Consider the following 19,178-nt stretch of genomic DNA (forward strand, 5'->3'; position numbering starts at 1 on the left):
CAGTGCCGAACGGCACGCTGGGTGGTGTGAGAGGGACCTAGTCTCTACTCGATCTGGTCTGTCAGTTTTCGCAGTCGGTGCATCCGGCACTGCCCTGCATGGCCCGTTCGTGCCGCAGGGTGTTGACCCCCTGCCCTTCAATGGCCACCATGGCGTCGTTTTCCAGACCGGCTACCTGCACGATGGTCACAGCCGGATAGGGCGCTTCCACAAAGTTGCGGAATACACTGAGAAACATATCCCGGTTTTCCATATCCGTCAGATACACGGTGTACTTCACCAGATGATCCATGCGGAGATCCAGATCCTTCAGAACATCCATCACCCGGTAGCAGGCGGTCACCGCCTGTTCCTGAAAGGTGATGCCTCTGCCTGTCTGAGCGCTCATATACACAAAGTCACCCATCTGCACGACATTGGAAATGCATTCATCCCGGGGAATGGAATCCCCTACTTTCAAAAACATGTTCATAGTCTCAAAGCCTCAAATCTCTTTTCCCATTATCTCAGGTATCTCCGGGTTTTTCATCCCTTTTACCGGCTGGCGGACATGATCGGACCATTTCCTGCCAGCCTCTGCACCTGTTTCCCTGGCGAAAAACAGCCAATGGCACGTTTTGCGCCACTGGCTGTCATGGGTATTCAGATGCAGATGGACGTCATCTGCCGCTACTCCATCCCCGGCTGTTCCCGGTTGTCCTCCACCAGGACCTCCCGGGGTTTGGACCCTCTGGCAGGCCCGATGATGCCGTTGACTTCCAGTACATCCATCAGCCGCGCCGCCCGGGCATAGCCGATGGAAAACCGCCGCTGGATCAGGGAGGTGCTGGCTTTGCGGGTCTGCACCACAAAGTGCTTTACATCGTTGTACAGCGGATCCGCTGCCTCCGGCGCCGCCTGTCCGCCCTGGGTCTGCAGATCCCGCAGCGTGATGAAGGCATCATCATACTGAGGCCTGCCCTGGGCTTTGACATAATCGGAAATGCGGTTCACTTCCTCATCCTTGATGAACACACCTTGCACCCGGGTGGCGCTGGTCTCGCCATTGGGCAGATACAGCATGTCGCCATAGCCCAGCAGCCGCTCGGCCCCGGTCTGATCCAGGATCGTCCGGGAATCCACCGCGCTGGAGACCGCAAAGGCAATCCGGCTGGGAATGTTGGCCTTGATCACGCCGGTGATCACATCCACGCTGGGACGCTGCGTCGCCACAATGAGATGGATCCCTGCAGCCCGGGCCAGCTGGGTGATGCGCTGAATGCTCTGCTCCACTTCCTTGGCCCCTGCCAGCATCAGATCCGCCAGCTCGTCAATGATCACCACGATCCGGGGCAGCGGTTTGAGCTTCTCCTCCGGATGCGTCTGCAGATAGGCATTGTAGGCTGTGATGTTGCGCACCCCGCAGATTCCGAACAGATCATACCGGTGGTCCATCATCTCCACCACCACCTTCAGTGCCTTGTTGGCCAGCTCCGAGTCCGTGATCACCGGAGCCAGCAGATGGGGCACATCTGCATAGGGAGTGAATTCCACCTTCTTGGGATCCACCAGGATCAGCTTCACATCATCGGGCTTTGTCCGCATCAGCAGACTGCAGATGATGGAATTCACGCACACGGACTTGCCGGATCCGGTGGCACCGGCAATCAGCAGATGCGGCATGCGGTCCAGACGGCCGAATATGTTTTCTCCCTGCAGGTCCTTGCCCAGGGCAAACAGCAGTTTCTGTCCCTGCAGATCCTGGGGAACCGCCGCCAGCAGTTCCTTCATCTGCACCGCAGTTTTCTGCGCATTGGGGATTTCAATGCCCACAGCGGATTTGCCGGGAATCGGGGCTTCGATCCGGATATCCGTAGCCCCCAGCGCCATCTGAATGTCGTTCTGGAGATTGGAAATCCGGGATACCCGCACACCCATATCCGGCTTCACCTCGAACCGGGTCACGGAAGGCCCGATGTGGATTGCCACCAGAGAAGCCTCCACATTGAACTCCGACAGGATCCGGATCAGCTTCTCCCCCTGCTTGCCGGCATAGGTGCGGTTTTCGTTCCCCCGCCCCCGTCTGGCCACCGGATCCAGCAGACTGTTCCTGGGCAGCACATACGAACGGTAGTCTCCGGGCAGCAGCTGCCCGGCGTCCTCTTTTGAACCCCCGGAACCGGCTGTCTGACCGGCTGTTTTGTCTGCAGCAGGACGTGCCACACGCTGCACGGCACTGGGCATCTCCTTTTCCGGCTCAGACCGCTTGTCAGCCACAGCATCCAGGATTCCCGGCTGCACCCGCTGCGCTTCGGATTTCGGAGCGGATCCATGCACCGGATGGCTTGTACCGGCAATGTCCTCCGCACGGATGTCAATGCCCTCCAGCAGCTGAGGCTCCTGGTCATCGATCAGATCCGGAAACGAATCCGCCTCTGTCACAGCAACCGCCGGCCTGACCGGTTTCCGGACATCCGCCGCCTTGCGCTTTTTCCGTCCGCCGGATGTCTCAGGCCGGCCAGCACCTTTCCGGGTGACTTCATCCACACTCAGCATCGTCATGCCGTTTCTGCGGCGCCCGCCGGCAGCCCCACGACCATCCAGTGCCCCGGGACGGGCCCGCTGCCGGTCGTCTTCCTCTTCATCCCCGAAAGCGAAGAGATCCCCCGGGTCTTCCTCCACAGCAGCCCGGTATGCCTCCCGCTGCGCCCGGCGCTTTTCCAGAGAATCCCGCAGTTTCTCCGGCGGTTCATACAGCAGCGGAATCGCCGAGAGAAACACCAGCAGCGCCGCCATGACAAAGCAGCCCGTCCGGGAGAACAGAGCCGCACACAGGCCATACAGCACGCAGCCCAGCAAACCGCCGGCACTGGAAGCCTGTCCCGCCAGAATCGCCCCTGAATCCCGGAACAGCACCTGCAGCGGCTGCCACACCTGACCGGCACTCTGCACCTGCCAGGTGCACAGAAACAGAGACACACCCGCCGCCAGACACAGCAGTCCGATCCAGAACCGCCGCGGCACCGGCTGGCGGTGTCCGGTCCAGAACAGCCACACCGGGATCAGGACCCCGGCCAGCCACAGGCCCCAGGACAGCTGACCCGTCAGCCAGACACCAGCCTGAAACAGCAGCGTGCCCGCGGCACCCAGATGGAACAGGGCCATCACCGACACAGCCGCACTGACCGCCAGCAGCCCCAGACGGAACAAAGGGGAGCGCATCATGGATGCGCTTCCCGCTGTGGTTTTTCTCTGACTGCTTCCTGTCTGCTTCCGCCTGCTGCCTGCAGGCTTCCGGGACCGGGACGCTGCCGTTTTTTTCTTCGCCGGGGCTTTTTTCTTCGCCGCCAATTACTGCCTCTGCCCGATTTCCAGGATCACAGGCAGCACCATCGGCCGCTTGCCCGTGGTCTTGAACAGATACTTGGAGACCTTGTCCCGGATCTGAGAACGGGTTTCCAGATTCTCGTATTTCTTCTGCTCCACGTTCTCCCTGATGGTCTCCTCCATGATCTTCGCGCACTCCGCCGTGATGTACTCCGCATCCCGGAGGTAAATGAATCCCCTGGTCTGAATATCCGGACCATTGGCGATTTTCTTGGTCTTCGCATCCAGTCCGATCGCCAGCACCATGACCCCGTCCGTGGACAGGATCTCCCGGTCCTTCAGCACCACGCCGGCCATATCCCAGTTTTCCTTGCCATCGATCATCGTGTCATGCAGCTCGGCCTCCATCTTGCAGGAAACCAGCTCGCCATCCTCGAACACCGCCATCTGGCCATTGTCCAGAATCTGAATGTGATCCGGCTCAATGCCCATCTCCTCGGCAATCATCGCATTCGCGCACAGCATCCGGTATTCTCCCTTCACCGGCAGGTAATACTTCGGACGGCACATGAAAATCATCATCTTCAGATCTTCTTTCGACGCATGCATCGACAGCACCTTCTTATGGTCAATGACCTTCAGGATCCCGCCCCGTTTGTAGATGTCGTTTTCCATGGACTTGTACACCGTCTCCACACCCGGCACCACCGGACTGGCAATCACGATCACATCATCCGAAGAGAACTGCAGATCATCCACCTCATTGTTGGCAATGTTGGACAGCTGCTTGAACAGCGGCGTGCCCTGACCGGAAATCAGGATCACCGTATCCTTGTGATCCCGGGTTTTGTCCACGGGAATGATCAGATGCCGGGGAATGTCAATGCCGATATCCTCCAGCCCGTCCACCAGACGCCGCAGCTCCTTGTCATACAGCACCAGCGGCCGGTTCGCCTCCCGGCACGCTGCCATGACCTCCTGAATCTGATACACCGACTGGGTATAGACACTGATGAAGATGTGACGGTCCGGATACTGCGTGAAGGTATCCTCCAGAATCGGCAGGATCCGGTGCCGGGGACTTGTGTTGCCTGAACGCTCCGCACCCTTGGACTCCTGCAGCAGCACCAACACCCCTTCCTGCCCCAGCTTGGAACAGATTGTGATGTTGCCCCGGAAATGATCATCCAGGTCATCGAAGTTCTCCACGAACTCCCCGGAATACACCACATAGCCCTGACTGGTGGAAATCGCCAGACCGTAGGCACCGGGATAGGACTGCGTCACCGGGAAGAAAATGATCTTCCGTCCGCCGATCCGCTTGGAATCATGCCGGTTGATCTTGTGAATCTTGACCCCGGTGATCTTTTCCTTTTTCAGCATCCGGGAGATCTCCTTCGCCGCCAGCGGCGGGGTATAGATATCCGCCTTCACCTGCCGCAGCAGATGCGGCAGCGCACCCATGACATCATCATGACCGTGGGTAATGAAAATCGCCTTCACCCGGTCCTTCTTGTCCTGGAACCAGGTGAAATCCTGAATGATGTATTCGATTCCCAGAGACTGGGAGGCATCCGGGAATTTCAGCCCCGCCTCAATGACATAAATATCCTCGCCGGCTTCCACCACCAGCATGTTCTTGCCGTCTTCATCCAGCCCGCCCAGCGCCATGATCTTCACAGCATTGTCTTTTTTTGCGGCTTTTGCATTATTATTTTTGTTTGGCATTTCAGCCCTCCTGTTGATTCTTACCATTCATTATAAACCATCTGCCCCTACCATCTCACCTCTTGCCTGTTCCGGAATGAACAGCCTGCCGATGGACAGATCCCGCCGGGCGGATCTGTCAGAGCCGGGCATGCCGGCAGCAGCGGCATCAGGCGGCCAATCTTCAGTCTGCCGGCGTATCCGTGACCAGATGGCCATCCAGGGAGAAGGTTTTGGCGGTTTCAATGAAAACCGGCACAATGTCCCCGGCTTTCACTCCGTCACCGGTGAAGTTCACCAGCTTGTTTGTCTCCGTATAGCCGGAGAGTACTGCCGGATTGCGCTTGCTGGGGCCATCCACCAGCACCTGCACGGTCTTTCCTTCATACGCCTTCATTTTCTCCAGTGCATACTCGTTCCAGACCTGATTCAGCTGCTGAAGCCGGTCTTTTTTCACCTGCGGCGACACCGGATCCTCCATGCGTGCTGCCGGGGTACCCGGACGGGGGGAATAGATGAATGTGAAGGCGGAATCAAACCGGCAGGCTTTCACCATCTCCAGCGTATGGGCAAAGGCCTCGTCGCTTTCATCCGGGAATCCCACAATGATGTCCGTGCTCACAGCCACCCCGGGGATCCGGGCAGTGATGGAATCGTACAGCGCCTTGTATTCCTCCGCTGTATACCGGCGTCCCATTCGCCGCAGCACATCCGTGTCTCCGGACTGCAGCGGCAGATGGATATAGGGCATGATGTTGTCATACCGGGCGATGACATCGATCATTTCCTGCGTGAAGTCCCAGGGGTGGCTGGTCATGAAGCGGATCCGGTCGATGCCCGTGCGGGCGGTCTCTTCCAGCAGCGAGGCAAAGGTCAGATCCTGATCCAGGTCCTTGCCGTAGGCATTCACGTTCTGCCCCAGCAGCGTCACCTCTCTGTAGCCGGCTTCCTTCAGTTCCCGGATCTCCTTCAGAATATCCTCCATGGTCCGGGAACGCTGTTTGCCCCGGGTGTAAGGCACGATGCAGTAGGTGCAGAACTTGTCGCAGCCATACATGATGTTGACCCAGGCTTTGTGCTTTCCGAACCGGCGCACCGGGAGATTTTCATAGACCTCTCCCTGCCGGGAATAAATGTGAACCACCCGGTCCTCGGTATCCATGGTTTCCACCAGCAGGGAAGGCAGATCCTGGATGTTGTGGGTGCCGAACAGCAGCCGCACCCAGGGGTAGTGCGCCAGGACCCGCTTCACGAATTCATCCTCCTGCGCCATGCAGCCCGCCACGCCAATGATCACATCCGGGCGCTGTGAATAAATGCGCTTGAAGCTGCCCAGTTCTCCCAGAACCTTGTCCATGGCATTTTCCCGGATCGCGCAGGTATTCACCAGAATGACATCCGCGTTCTCCGGGCCCTGAGCCGGCTGATAGCCCAGCGTTTCCAGGATTCCCGCCAGCGTCTCCGAATCCCGTTCATTGGCCTGACAGCCGTAGGTGGACAGCCAGTATGTTTTTCCTTCCCCCATGTTCACGGCGCTGGCCGGGATCATGAAGCTGTCCACCCGTTCCACCGCACCCCGTGTCCGTTTTCCGGCTTCCTTCAGATCCGGCAGATTCCAGTTTTTCAGCACTTTCATAGTTGCACTCACCTTCCACAGACAGTTTCTGTCATTCAATCCATGATTATACCTCCATTTGGCAGGAAAAGAAAAATGACCGGACATGCGTCCGGTCAGCTTGTCTGCTTTCTGAATTCAAATCAGTCCAGAGTTACAGCGCCAACGGGGCAAACGCCTACGCAGGCACCGCAGTCGATGCATGTATCAGCGTCAACCTGAGCCTTGCCTTCATCGTTCAGTGCAATTGCACCTGTGGGGCATGCGCCTACGCAAGCACCGCAGCCGATACATGTATCCTGATCTACTTTTGCTGCCATTCTATGTTCCTCCTGTTTTTTTCTGACAAAATCAGTATATGAGTTTTGGAAACCTCTTTCAACCCGGTTTGGTTAGCCTCATTTAATTCAGAACGCCGGAAGCAAAAAGAGACCCGGAGGTCTCTTTCATGCCGTTTGCAAATGCTACTTCGCCACTTCCTGTGCCCGGACTTCCCGGATCACGTTGACTTTGATCTGCCCCGGGTAGGTCAGGGTGCTCTCGATCTTGTCCCGGATCTGTCTGGCCAGTTTCGTGCAGGTGATGTCATCCACCTTGTCGGGGTTGACAAGAATGCGGATTTCACGACCTGCCTGAATGGCATAGGCACTGCTGACACCCGGTGCTTCCCGGGCAATCTTCTCCAGATCCTCCAGACGGTTGATGTAGGTCTGCGCCGACTCTTTCCGGGCACCGGGGCGTGCGGCGGAAATGGTATCCGCGGCAATCACCAGGTGACTGGTGAGGAATTTCGGTTCCACATCGCCGTGATGGGACTGAATGGCGTTGAGCACGATTTCCTTCTCACCGTGTTTCCGGCAGAACTTCCAGCCCAGTTCCACGTGGCTGCCTTCCTGCTGCTCGATGTTCAGCGCCTTGCCGATATCATGCAGCAGACCGGCCCGTTTGGCCAGCTGCTGGTTGAGACCCAGCTCCGCGGCCATGACACCGGCCAGATAGGCGACCTCCATGGAATGCTGCAGGGCATTCTGTCCATAGGAGTACCGGTATTTCAGCGTGCCCACCAGACGGACGATTTCCCGGTCGATCCGGCCGATGCCAAGCTTGAAGATGGCGTCTTCCCCGGCTTTCATGATCTCCTGGTCGATCTCGTTCTGGTATTTCTTCACGACTTCCTCGATCCGCCCGGGCTGAATCCGTCCGTCCCGGATCAGATGCTCCAGTGCCAGCCGGGCGATTTCCCGGCGCACGGGGTTGAAGCAGGTGATGGTGATCAGGTCCGGCGTGTCGTCAATGTTGAGCTCCACACCTGTGGCCTGCTCGAAGCAGCGGATGTTCCGCCCTTCACGGCCGATGATCCGGCCTTTCATCTCTTCACCGGGAATGGCCACAACAGACACGCTGCGTTCCTGCGTCTCCTGCTGGGCTATCCGCTCGATGGCCAGGGCGATGATTTCCTGGGCTTTCGCGTTGGCTGAGGCCTTTGCCTCGTCTTCCTTGTCCTTGATGTAGGCAACCGTTTCGTGCTCCATCTGTTTTTCAACAGCGGCAAACAGTTCCTTGCGGGCGTCCTGGCTGGACATCTTTGCGACGCCCTCCAGTACCACGATCTGTTTATCGATCTGCTCCTGAAGACGGCGCTCCTGTTCATCCAGGCTGGCCAGTCTGTCTGTGACTTTCTGGAGCTTGTCCTGCACCTGACGTTCTTTCTGTCCCAGGGCCTGATCCCGGAAATTGAGACTGTCCTCCCGGCGCAGCAGCTTGGTTTCCTGCTCGGCAACTTCCTGCCGCCGCTCCTTGATTTCCTTCTCGGCTTCCACCTTCAGATCGTGCGCCTGCGTCTTTCCGTCCAGCACAGCCTGTTTGATTCTGGCATCCGCCTGGTTTTCGGCGTTTTTCAGAATCTGCTCCGCTTTCTGCTGATCTTTGTTCAGACCTGCCTTCGAAACCGCTCTCATCAGGAGAATTCCGATTGCAAGACCTACCGCAACGGACGCCAACGCAGTCAAAAAGAGTGTCATATATCTTTACTCCTCCTGCGAATTTCTGTCCGCAAAGCACATTCATTATACTCTTGTATCTTCATCTTGCATAGAGAGGGGTGTTGTGCAGATACGTCTGATGCACGAAAAAAGCAGCCGCAGCTGCTTCATTCTATCCTTCGACTTCGACGATCTGCTCGCCTTTATACTGTCCGCATTCGCACATCTTGTGAGACAGCTTGTACTCACCGCAGGCCGGGCACTTTGTCAGTGCGGGCTTCTGCAGTTTGTAATGAGTCCGTCTTTTCCGCTTGCGAGTTTTGGAATTTCTTCTCTGCTGTACAGCCATGCAGGCACCTCCTATTCATCTTCCAGTTTGAAATCGTTCAGTTTTTCCCATCGGGGATCGATGGCAGGCTCTTTCGGATCCTGGTCGGAGATGAGCTTCCAGCCCTTTCCTTCGGGATACTCTTCCCGGGGGAGTCTGGTCAGCGACATCGGCGCTTCGAACAGGATTGCCTGAAAGATCTCGGGATTCAGATCCACGGTATCTTTCCTGGCTGCCGTGATTTCCTCTTCCTCCGCCTTCACGGGTTCAAAGGAATAAGTGTGCTGCGACCGGGTGGAAAACTCCACTTCGAGATCTTCGTCGGTAATGGAATCCGGAACGATCAGCGTTCCTTCCAGGTCCAGGTCGCTGGTCACCAGTGCCCTGCCGTCATAGGAAAGGGTGCCGGTGATCCGGGCCGACGGAATTGAGCGGACAGGACTGTGCCGGAGGAAGTCGTTTTCCTCCACCTTGATCCGTTCATCCAGATTGATGATCATCTGCGGACTTTGCAGGAAATCCTGTTTCGTAAATTTCATGCTCTTCTCCTCACGTCGCAACTGATATTATAGGAAATCACCCTGTTGATGTCAATCAGAGATTCACCTGCAATTTCCCGTTCACCATGACCTTCGTCACTTTTCCGTCTTTGACAAACACCAGATCCGCCAGATACCCGGGTTCCAGCTTTCCAAGATCGTGACTGCGGCCCATCACGGCAGCGCTTCCTTCCGTATAGCCCCACAGAGCTTCCTGCTCCGTGAGTGCATCCGGCAGCTTCTGCGCCCAGCGGATGTTCTCCAGCGGATCACAGTCCTCGATGGGACAGTCGGTTCCCATGCTGGTCAGCGTGCTGCGCATCATGGTGCCGAAGGCATAGCTGGTGGCAGCCTTTCTGTCCCCGACTCTGGCTGCGGCGATCTGCCGGTCGCTGCGCCAGAACACCGGCTGCACCAGACAGGCTGTCTGCAGCCTGGCCAGATCCTGCAGAATGGCTTCATCAGTGATCTGGACGTGAAGAATTCCCTTCTCCAGATCCGGATGCCGCTCATATACCCGGAGAATCTGCGCAATTGCCGCATCCCCGATGGCATGAAACACCACCGGCCGCTTCAGGTCTTCACAGGCGCTGACAAAGGTCTCCATCTCTTCTTCCGTCATGACCTGTATCCCCCGGTTGCCGGGATCATCCGCATAGTCTGTCTGCAGCCAGGCAGTGCGGCCTCCCAGTGCGCCATCCGCAAAGCCCTTGAAGGGACCAAAGGTATGCGTATCCGTCTCATATTCCCCGGATGTCTGCAGAAACAGCCGCATCTCATCCGGATCGGTGATGTTGATCTGGTGATGAATCCGGATACGTTCGGATGCCTTCCGGTACAGCGGCAGCAGCTGCCGCCAGTTGCCGGATTTCAGATCGGCGATCTGCACTGTGGTCAGACCGCAGGCCAGACAGTGATCCACTGCCGCTTCAATGTGCCGCTGCGCTTCTTTGTCCAGGGCCTCCAGCAGAGGCTCACATTCTGCCTCCTGAAACAGCCCGTCCTCGTGCCAGACACCCGCCAGGTTCATGGCAGCTGTATTGGCGGTCAGGATGTGCGTGCAGTACCGTTCGCAGACAATCGGAACAGTCAGGCTCACTGCATCCAGATCCTCCCGCACGGGCATCCGTTTCTCCTGCAGCTTTTCCTGATCCCAGCCCATGCCGTGAATGAACGGTTCCCGGCTGCTGCGCAGCATGTCCTGCAGCCCGGTAATGGATTTTGCTTCTCCCAGCTGACAGCCCGTCAGCATCTGCCCGGTCATCCGCAGATGCATGTGGGAGTCATTGAACCCGGGCAGCACCTGCGCCTGATCTGCATCTATATATAAGGTATCGGGTTCTGCCATCCCTGCGATGACCTCCGGCCTGTCAACCGCCCGAATGTGACTGCCCTCCAGCAGAATGTCCTGACCGCTGCAGGTGTTGGTGATGATTGTGTTCATGATCTGTCCTTCTACCGCTGCCCGGGTGCGAAAAAAGAGCCGGCAGGCTCTTCTTTCGTTCAGGCAGCATTACTCTTCAATGGTCACGTACTTGTATACAAAGGGCACGCCCACCGGGTTGTCCACCAGATGCTTCACTTTCGGGTTCAGCAGGTCGGAGGCGCCGGTCTGGAACATCGGACCCACGGCCACATCGTCCATGGCGATCTTTTCGGCGTCCTTCAGCAGACTCCAGCGTTCCTCATCGGTTTTGGCATCCACTGCTTCCTTCAGTTTGTCGGTGTAGGCAGTGTTGGGATATTTGCCGAAGTTGAAGGATCCGCCCGGCAGCAGCACGTTCAGATAGGTGGTGGGATCTGCATAGTCCGGTCCCCAGCGGGTCAGAACCACGTCAAAGTCACCGTTCTGCTGACTCTTCAGACGCACGTTCTTTTCCTGGGAAACCATTTCAACGTTCAGGCCCTCCAGCTTGGAGAGTTCGGACTGGATGAATTCCGCGGCGGACTTGGCTGGATCGGCGGGTTCAAACAGGAACCGCAGGGTGATTTCGTCTTTTCCCAGTTCCTTCTTCGCCTTTTCCCAGTATTCCTGGGCCAGTTTTTCGGCATCTTCTCCGGTTTCCGTGAAATAGCCTTCTGCAGTTTCCCGGTAGTCTTTTCCGTCGGGACCGTTGGACAGTTTCACCGTTACAAAGCCTTCAGCGGGAATGGAGCCGTCCTTGAGCACATTCTGTGTCAGGTTTTCCTTGTCCACAGCATAGGTCAGCGCCTTGCGCAGATTCTCGTTCTGCAGATCTTCGTTTTCAAAGTTGTACTGCATGTACCACAGGAAGCTGCCCAGAACGGATTTGTAGGCTTCATTGTCCTTGTATTTGTCCACCAGCGAGGAATTCAGACGGGCATAGTCCGTTGTGCCGTTTTCATAAGCCAGTGCAGCGGAAGAGGGTTCCGGCACAATGCTGATGTTGATTTCTTCTAGTGCCACGTCATCTGCACCCCAGTAGTCCTGGTTTTTCGACAGTTTCAGGGAATTGCCCTTGGTCCATTCCTCCAGCTTGAACGGGCCGCAGTACAGCAGGTTTTCCGGGGAAAGCCCATACTGGTCACCCTGTTCTTCGGCAAATGCCTCATTGACAGGATAGAACGGCGGGAATGTGGTCAGGGAAACAAAATACGGAGTTTTCCGGGACAGCGTGACTTCCAGCGTCTTGTCATCCAGCGCCTTCACAGCGATTTCGTCTTTCTTCTCCGGATCGCCCATGGCTTCGTCCGCGCCCTTGATGCAGGCACCGTCGCTGCCGAAAATGTAGGCATAGTCGCAGGTGGGATCCGTGGCCGCATCCTTCCAGGCGTACTCGAAATCCGCTGCGGTCACCGGGTCCCCATTGGACCATTTGGCATCCCGCAGATGGAACGTATAGGTCAGTTCATCATCCGATACATCATAGGATTCTGCCAGCGCCGGGACGATGTCCGCGTTTTCATTCGTCGTTTCCAGACCTTCGATGCACATGTTGATGACTTCGAAGGACATTCCATCTGTTGCCAGAGTGGAATCCAGCGTAATGACATCGTTTTCCTTGGACAGATTCAGGACCTGGGCCGGTTTGCCGTCATCTGCGGCCTGATTGCCCTGGGATCCTGAAGAACAGGCTGTCAGACCCATCGCAAGAGCCATGGCAGCGGGTACAGTTACATACTTTTTCATATGAGTTCCCTTTCTTCCTGGGTGCATTATAGGCCGAATTGTAACCACTTTCAATCGCTGAAAATTATAACAACCCCGCTGAAAACTCATTATAGACGGCATGAATTCCGTCAGACTGTCCTGCTGTCAGCGTTCCGCCATTTCTTTCCGGTAAAGATGAAACCGCAGGATTCTCCCGCCTTCTTCAATGCTGAAACGGTCCGCCATGCCAAATCCGTTGCGCCGGTACAGTTTTTCCGCCGGCAGATTCCCCGGAATCACATCCAGAACCTGCGCCTGGTATCCGCCTTTGCGGGCTTCCTCTTCCATGATGTCCATCATCCGCTGGGCCAGTCCCGAACCCCGGGCTGACTTGATGATCCCCAGCAGATGCAGTCCCAGCTCCCGCCTGCTCCCGCCCTCCAGCACCAGCGCCATGGCTGCCTGCAGCTGCTGTCCGTTTTCTGCGATCCACAGTTCCTGCCGGCGAACGTGATCTGCCAGCATCTCTTCATCCGGATGCAGTCCGAAGACCCATTTGGGTGTATAGGGATCCCCGGCCTGCTGATCACACAGGAGTCTGTACAGATCCAGAACCTGATGCAGGTCTGTCATCTCTGCTTTCCGGATCACTGTTTCAGTCATACTGTCCCTCCTTGTATCCGATGCCGGCGAATGTCTTTCATGGACTGCCTGCATCTAGTAAAATGCAGTTGGCATGAAACAAAGCAATCTGAAAATCTGCGGCATCATCACAGAGTATAACCCATTCCACCAGGGCCATGCACACCACCTCCGGCAGGCAAGAGAACTGACCGGGTGCGATGTGCTGGTCTGCATTCTGTCGGACTACTTCTCTCAGCGGGGTCTGCCTTCCGTGATGAGCTGGCAGGACAAAACCCGGCTGGCGCTGGAGCATGGCGCGGATCTGGTGATCCGGCTTCCATCTGTGTATGCAGCCCAGTCTGCGGATCACTTTGCCCGGTATGCACTGGAATCTCTGTCTGTGCTGGGTGTGCAGGAGATTGTGTTCGGATCCGAATGTCATGACCGGTCCAGACTGGAAGCCATGGCGGATGAAGCCGGCCTGCGGCCTGTCAACCCTGCCACCAGCCAGGCCCGCAATCTGCCGGATCTGGAACCCAACGACATTCTGGGGGTGCAGTACATCCTGCAGTGCCGGCGGCTGGGCATAGACTGGAGCACCATTCCCCGCTCGCCGGACTTCATCAGCGCCACTGCCAGCCGCCGGGCTTTCTTTGCCGGCGATGCGGTGGACTGGCAGATATACATGCAGCCGGAACAGCGCTGGGAGTCCTATTATCCCTGCCTGCGGCTTTCGCTGCTCATGACGGACCCGGACCGTCTGGCTTCTTTCTTTCTGGTATCGGAGGGCATCGAACACCGGCTGATTCAGGCGGCCAGAGAACACCGGGACTGGCAGGGATTTCTGGAAGCAGCGGTATCCCGCACCTATTCCCGGGCCCGCATCCAGCGGACCTGTCTCATGATCCTGCTCCAGGTGACCTGGTCGCAGATGAGAGACCACGATTCTTTCTATCATGTGCTGCCGGCGGGGTTCAATGCAGCGGGACAGGCCCTGCTGAGAAACCTGGATGAAGAAGCCAGAGCCCGGACAGCCATGAAATTTGCACAGCTGCCGCCGTTTCTGAAACTGGTGGAAATAAAAAGCGCGCAGCTCTATGACAGTGTGATGAAGGCTCCCTGCAGCAGGGAGACCATAATCAGGAAAGGCAGTTGAGTATGAAACGCAACCGTAAAACCAGCCATCTTCGTTCATTTCTGAAATGGCTTCTGGCCCTTGGCGCCATTGGTGCCGGCTTCTATTACTGGATGCTTCCGCCGGTGAAAAAGCCCCGGAAGCAGTATCCCTTTGCGATCCTGCTTGGCTGCCCCTGCCGGCAGGACGGTTCCATGTCCCGTTCCCAGGTGGAACGCTGCAAACTGGCCATGGCTGCCTGGAGTTCCTACCGGACGCTGGTGATCACCGGCGGTGCGGTGAAGAATCAGTGGCCGGAAGCCCGGACCATGGCGGCTTACATTGAAAGCCGCTGCCCCATTCCCGTGGTCATCGAGGATCAGTCCCGGACTACCTGGGAAAATCTGAAAAACACCCGGCAGATCATCGGGGATGTACCGGTGCTTCTGCTGACCTCCAGCCTTCACGCTCCCCGGGCACAGGCCATGGCACGTCATTTCTTCAGCGATGTGGCGGTGCAGACCTACCGGGAGAACAGAGTGAAGCATGTTCTGCGGGAGTGGGTCAGCCGGCGGATTTACATGGCCATGGAACTGCGAAAGCTGTTTCAGCCGGAGGAAGAATAGCAGACGACCAGAAACAGGCAGCGGGATCCGGCATTTGTCCGGATCCCGTTTTTTTCATGAAAAGACCGCTGATCAGCGGTCTGTTACAATTCATACTCCCGCAAAGACAGCTCTCTGCCTTCCCGCACTGACTGCTGCCACCGCCGGTACTGCACAGGACAGTCCCTTGCCTGACAGGGTCCGTAAAGCCGGGCCAGAGGCGCCCAGGCCTGGACACAGCCGGCTTTGGCTGCATTCCGCAGCTGCTCGAAGGCTTCCCGGGAAGAAATGCCGATAGAGCGGGCCAGTGCATACATTGCCCGGGCATTTCCCATATCCGCTGCTTCCTGCAGATAGTGCAGACGGTTTGCCGGATCCAGCCAGGCCAGCTGCAGACAGGAATCTGCGGTATGCAGCTGCTGCAGCAAAGACACCGCCGTCTGCAGTTTTCCCTGCCGGACCAGCTGTCCGGCTTTCTGTTCCATCACCTGGACAAACAGCTTTTCCCGCTGTTCCGGTTCCGCCTGACACTCCCTTGCCTCTTCCAGATACTCCAGTGCCTTGTCCAGGTCCTTTCCGGTGCCCTGCCCCCGGGCATAGGCCCGGGCCAGACCGAAACTGGCTTCCAGGATGCCTGCCCGCCAGGAACGCATCATCCAGCGAAAGCTGCTCTCAAACTGTCCCTGAGCGTATTTCACCACCGCGGTATGGTACATGGACCGGGGATCCCCCTGACTTGCCGCCAGCATGGTGCACCGCAGTGCCTGCTGCGGATCTGCCTGCAGTCCCTGCCGCCCTTCCAGATAGCACTGCCGCAGGGTCAGCGTGCTGTTCAGATCACCGGCCCGGGAGGCATGCTGAAGCTGGCGGATCCAGGGGTCCGGATTCTGTATCCGGGGTTGTGTGTGTTCAGCCATGGTCCCATCCTCCCAGCGGGCATCCGTTGTGCCCTGTTACTTAACAGTATAGTGAAAAGCCGACCGGACAGCCGTTGCTGTGCACTGAGGCAGGCATCACAATCCACTGCACAGATCCGGTCCGAGGGCGTTCCATGAAAAAAGGATCAGGCAGCGGGGTTCTGCTGATCCTCCAGTTCCTTTTTCAGTTTCTCTGCCATGACTCTCCGGTCCGGATCCTCCTCGCCTTCCAGGGCTCTGTTCACCCAGTACAGCGCCTGAACATCGTCCGGATGCACGCCGAGTCCGTAATGATAATGCTGGGCCAGCGGCAGAGCCGCTTCGGCAAACTCTGCCTTGGCTGCATTTTTCATCCACTCGAAGGCTTTGCGGGAATCCTGCGCAGTTCCCACACCTTCACGGAAGCACATGGAAACATTGTACATTCCTGCCGGATGTCCCAGATCCGCAGCCTGCAGACTGCACCGCCAGGTTTTTTCCATGTCCTGTCCTACACCGTCTTCAATGGAATATTCATAAGCCAGACTCACCAGACAGTCCGGATTCTGCAGCGCTGCCCCTTCCCGGAGCACGGCTTCCGCCTGAGCATGCAGCCCCTGTTCCATCAAGGCGCTGCCTTCTTCACTGCAGAGCTTTCCCAGCAGCTGCCGGGCTTCCTGTTCCTGTCCGCCCTCCATGGCTTTCTCAATGAGCCGCCGGGCTTCCGGGAAATCTTTCTCCCGGGTGATGAGCATGTCGGCACAGGGCAGCCAGGCTTCCGGTACATCCGCGGCGGCGGCCTGTTTCATCCACCTGGCAGCCTGTTGCTGGTCCGGTTCGCATCCCCGTCCCTGACTGCAGCAGACCGCGGCGTTGTACTGGCACCAGCCTTCTCCCAGCCTGGCTCCCAGCAGCGTGCAGGCAAAGGCCTGCGCCGGATCCGGGTCCAGACCGTAGTCTCCATAGGTATAGCAGTGGATGAGCGTTCGAATGCTGTCATAATCCCCCAGCTGTGCGGCTTCCCTGAGATAGGGAACCTGCGCTTCCGGCTGGTCTTCCAGAGACTGAATCACCCGTTTCAGCTGTGTGAGCCGTTCCATGGGGCATCCCTTTCCTTTCTGCTGCCGGTCACTGAATGGTGCGGACCACTTCGTTGACGCTGCGCACTTTCTTCAGATTCGCCATGAGAGTGGTGAGATGCCGGGCATCGTGAACTCCCACGGTAAGCTTGGTGGTGGCTGTCAGATTGTTGTCATCCACAGCAGAGTCCACGTGCTTGAGCGCAGCGTTGTTCTGCTGGAGCGTGGTGACAATATCCGAAAGCAGGTAGTTGCGGTCATCGCTGCGGATCAGCAGCTTCACCTCGTACTGTTTGTCCTCCGGTTCCTGATCCCAGTTCACGGGGATGATCCGCTTTTTCTCATTGACGATGTTGGGACAGTCTGTCCGGTGAACTTTCACTCCCTGTCCTTTGGAAATGTAGCCAATGATGGGATCCCCGGGAATGGGATTGCAGCAGTTGGCCAGGGACACCTGAATCGTGTCGATTCCCGGCACAACCACACCGCATTCCGAGGATTTCCGGCTGCGCTGGGCTGCCCGGTTGTAGATCTTGATGATTTCTTCATCGTCAACCGCGCCGGGCTTGTTGCGGATGAGACGGTCCGTAACAGCCTGCAGGCTGATTTTCCGGTCCGCGAGCCCCGCAAAGAGATCGTCGGTGGTTTTCAGAGACAGGCTGGAGAGAATGGACTCCACTTTCCGGATGTCCAGATCACGGGTGTCGGCTTTCAGACGTCTGAGTTCGTCTTCCAGCATCTGCTGCCCCTGATGGATCCGCTCCTTTTTGTCCTGCTGATCCCGTTTCTGCAGGAACGCCCGGATTTTGTTGCGGGCATGACCGGATTTGACGATTTTGATCCAGTCCGCAGAGGGTCCGGCGGAATTCTTGTTGGTCAGGATCGACACCACGTCCCCGGTTTTGAGCTGAGTGTTCAGCGGCACAATGGCACCATTGACCGTGGCGCCCACCGTCTTGTGTCCCACTTCGGTGTGGACCCGGTAGGCGAAATCGATGGGACAGGATCCCTGAGGCAGGGCGATGATCTTACCACGGGGAGTCATGCAGTAGACATTGGCCTCGAAGATGTCCTTCTGCAGCACGTTCATGTACTCCAGAGGATCCTCGCTCTCTTCGTCGGTCATCATGGAGAAGTCCCGGAACCAGGTCAGCTTGTCTTCCAGCTCCTTCTGCCCCAGAGCCGTGGCATCCGGGGACTCCTTGTAGCGGTAATGGGCGGCAATGCCCCTTTCCGCCACAGCATCCATCTGCTCGGTCCGGATCTGGATCTCGAAGATGTTGCCGCAGGAAGGTTCCACCACGGTGGTGTGCAGGGACTGATACATGTTGGCCTTGGGCATTGCAATGTAGTCCTTGAACCGTCCCGGGATCGGGCGGTATTTGGCATGGATGTAGCCCAGGATCTCATAGCAGTGCAGCTCTGTGTCCGTCACGATCCGGATCGCCAGCAGATCCAGGATTTCCTCGAAGCGCTTGTTCTTGGTGATCATCTTCTTGTAGATGGAATAGAAGTGCTTGCTGCGCCCGAAGATCCGGTACGGGATGTGATATTCGTCCAGCATACGCTGAATGTCGTCAATCATTTCGTGAACCTGACCATTGCGGTCTTCTTCCCGCTGGCGGACCAGATTCTTGATCTCTTCGTATTTGGCCGGTTCCAGATACTTGAAGGACAGATCCTCCAGCTCGTTTTTCACCTGGGAAATACCCAGCCGGTGAGCGATGGGCGCATACACCGAAAGCGTTTCGTTGGAAATCTTCTTCTGTTTCTCCGGCTTCATGTACTGCAGGGTCCGCATGTTGTGGAGCCGGTCGGCCAGCTTCACGAGAATCACGCGGATGTCCTTGGCCATGGCAATGAACAGCTTCCGGTGGTTGCTGGCCAGATATTCCTTTTCGTCCTTGAACTTGATGGCGCCGATTTTCGTCACGGCTTCCACAATCGTGGCCACATCCTGCCCGAATTCCTGCGCCACCAGCTCCGTGGTCACTCCGTCGCAGTCTTCCACGGTATCGTGCAGCAGTCCCGCGACTATGGTGGTGGGACTGGAATGCAGCTGGGAAAGAATATAAGCCACCTGGATCACATGGATCTCATAGGGTTCGCCGCTTTTGCGGAACTGCCCCTGGTGATGGGCATGGGCGAATTCCCAGGCTTTCCGGATCAGAGCCAGGTTCTCCGGCTTCCGGATGTACGTCTGTATGTTTGCATAACACTCCTCGAAGGTTACGGATTTTCGTCTGCTCATGCAGGGACCCCCTTTCTCTG

The 19,178-nt window shown here is 57.2% G+C and carries 15 protein-coding genes and 1 pseudogene; 2 read left to right on the forward strand and 14 right to left on the reverse strand.

Annotated elements, in window-relative coordinates; all coding sequences use genetic code 11:
* Nucleotides 1-61: 61 nt before the first annotated feature.
* The 11 genes and pseudogenes from QZ305_RS09180 to QZ305_RS09230 all read right to left on the reverse strand — a co-directional run bounded on the left by QZ305_RS09180 (nt 62) and on the right by QZ305_RS09230 (nt 13,252).
* Entirely contained in the window at nt 62-466 is a 405-nt protein-coding gene (locus QZ305_RS09180) for a RidA family protein (protein WP_294731478.1), read from the reverse strand.
* 203 nt (nt 467-669) lie between these two features.
* On the reverse strand, nt 670-3,204 hold the full coding sequence (locus tag QZ305_RS09185; protein ID WP_294731479.1) for a DNA translocase FtsK: 2,535 nt from the start codon (nt 3,202-3,204) through the stop codon (nt 670-672).
* A 126-nt stretch (nt 3,205-3,330) separates the two neighbouring features.
* Nucleotides 3,331-5,034, reverse strand: coding sequence for a ribonuclease J (locus QZ305_RS09190; RefSeq protein ID WP_294731480.1), 1,704 nt, complete (start codon nt 5,032-5,034; stop codon nt 3,331-3,333).
* 163 nt (nt 5,035-5,197) lie between these two features.
* A complete protein-coding gene (gene miaB / locus QZ305_RS09195) occupies nt 5,198-6,649 on the reverse strand; it encodes a tRNA (N6-isopentenyl adenosine(37)-C2)-methylthiotransferase MiaB (RefSeq protein WP_294731481.1) in 1,452 nt (483 codons plus the stop codon).
* 122 nt (nt 6,650-6,771) lie between these two features.
* Nucleotides 6,772-6,960: pseudogene (locus QZ305_RS09200) on the reverse strand (4Fe-4S binding protein); the annotation flags it as partial.
* A gap of 132 nt (nt 6,961-7,092) precedes the next feature.
* On the reverse strand, nt 7,093-8,649 hold the full coding sequence (gene rny / locus QZ305_RS09205) for a ribonuclease Y (RefSeq protein WP_294731482.1): 1,557 nt from the start codon (nt 8,647-8,649) through the stop codon (nt 7,093-7,095).
* Between the two features lie 133 nt (nt 8,650-8,782).
* On the reverse strand, nt 8,783-8,959 hold the full coding sequence (gene rpmF, locus QZ305_RS09210; protein WP_067556171.1) for a 50S ribosomal protein L32: 177 nt from the start codon (nt 8,957-8,959) through the stop codon (nt 8,783-8,785).
* A gap of 11 nt (nt 8,960-8,970) precedes the next feature.
* Nucleotides 8,971-9,477 carry a DUF177 domain-containing protein gene (locus QZ305_RS09215; RefSeq protein WP_294731483.1) on the reverse strand — a complete coding sequence of 169 codons (507 nt, stop codon included), beginning with the start codon at nt 9,475-9,477 and terminating at the stop codon, nt 8,971-8,973.
* Between the two features lie 55 nt (nt 9,478-9,532).
* Nucleotides 9,533-10,921: an amidohydrolase gene (locus tag QZ305_RS09220; RefSeq protein WP_294731484.1), complete on the reverse strand. Its 1,389-nt coding sequence runs from the start codon at nt 10,919-10,921 to the stop codon at nt 9,533-9,535.
* Nucleotides 10,922-10,990: 69 nt separating this feature from the next.
* A complete protein-coding gene (locus tag QZ305_RS09225) occupies nt 10,991-12,628 on the reverse strand; it encodes a peptide ABC transporter substrate-binding protein (RefSeq protein ID WP_294731485.1) in 1,638 nt (545 codons plus the stop codon).
* A 126-nt stretch (nt 12,629-12,754) separates the two neighbouring features.
* Nucleotides 12,755-13,252, reverse strand: a complete 498-nt coding sequence (locus tag QZ305_RS09230) for a GNAT family N-acetyltransferase (RefSeq protein ID WP_294731486.1) — start codon at nt 13,250-13,252, stop codon at nt 12,755-12,757.
* Between the two features lie 73 nt (nt 13,253-13,325).
* Between QZ305_RS09230 and QZ305_RS09235 the strand changes: the two genes are divergently transcribed.
* Both QZ305_RS09235 and QZ305_RS09240 read left to right on the forward strand, forming a co-directional pair.
* Nucleotides 13,326-14,369 (forward strand): nucleotidyltransferase family protein, encoded by a 1,044-nt coding sequence (locus QZ305_RS09235; protein ID WP_294731487.1) that lies wholly within the window; start codon nt 13,326-13,328, stop codon nt 14,367-14,369.
* A 2-nt stretch (nt 14,370-14,371) separates the two neighbouring features.
* On the forward strand, nt 14,372-14,953 hold the full coding sequence (locus QZ305_RS09240; RefSeq protein ID WP_294731488.1) for a YdcF family protein: 582 nt from the start codon (nt 14,372-14,374) through the stop codon (nt 14,951-14,953).
* A gap of 83 nt (nt 14,954-15,036) precedes the next feature.
* On the opposite strand, the gene QZ305_RS09245 is transcribed toward QZ305_RS09240, so the two are convergent.
* From QZ305_RS09245 to QZ305_RS09255, 3 genes are all read right to left on the reverse strand, one after another.
* The gene (locus tag QZ305_RS09245; protein ID WP_294731490.1) at nt 15,037-15,849 is read right to left on the reverse strand and encodes a tetratricopeptide repeat protein; all 813 of its coding nucleotides are present in this window, start codon (nt 15,847-15,849) and stop codon (nt 15,037-15,039) included.
* 146 nt (nt 15,850-15,995) lie between these two features.
* The gene (locus QZ305_RS09250; RefSeq protein WP_294731492.1) at nt 15,996-16,928 is read right to left on the reverse strand and encodes a tetratricopeptide repeat protein; all 933 of its coding nucleotides are present in this window, start codon (nt 16,926-16,928) and stop codon (nt 15,996-15,998) included.
* 28 nt (nt 16,929-16,956) lie between these two features.
* Complete coding sequence (locus tag QZ305_RS09255) at nt 16,957-19,158, reverse strand: bifunctional (p)ppGpp synthetase/guanosine-3',5'-bis(diphosphate) 3'-pyrophosphohydrolase (RefSeq protein WP_294731493.1); 2,202 nt, start codon at nt 19,156-19,158, stop codon at nt 16,957-16,959.
* Between the last annotated feature and the right edge of the window lie 20 nt (nt 19,159-19,178).

It is taken from the genome of uncultured Faecalibaculum sp. (genome assembly GCF_910588395.1).
GTDB lineage: Bacteria > Bacillota_I > Bacilli_A > Erysipelotrichales > Erysipelotrichaceae > Faecalibaculum.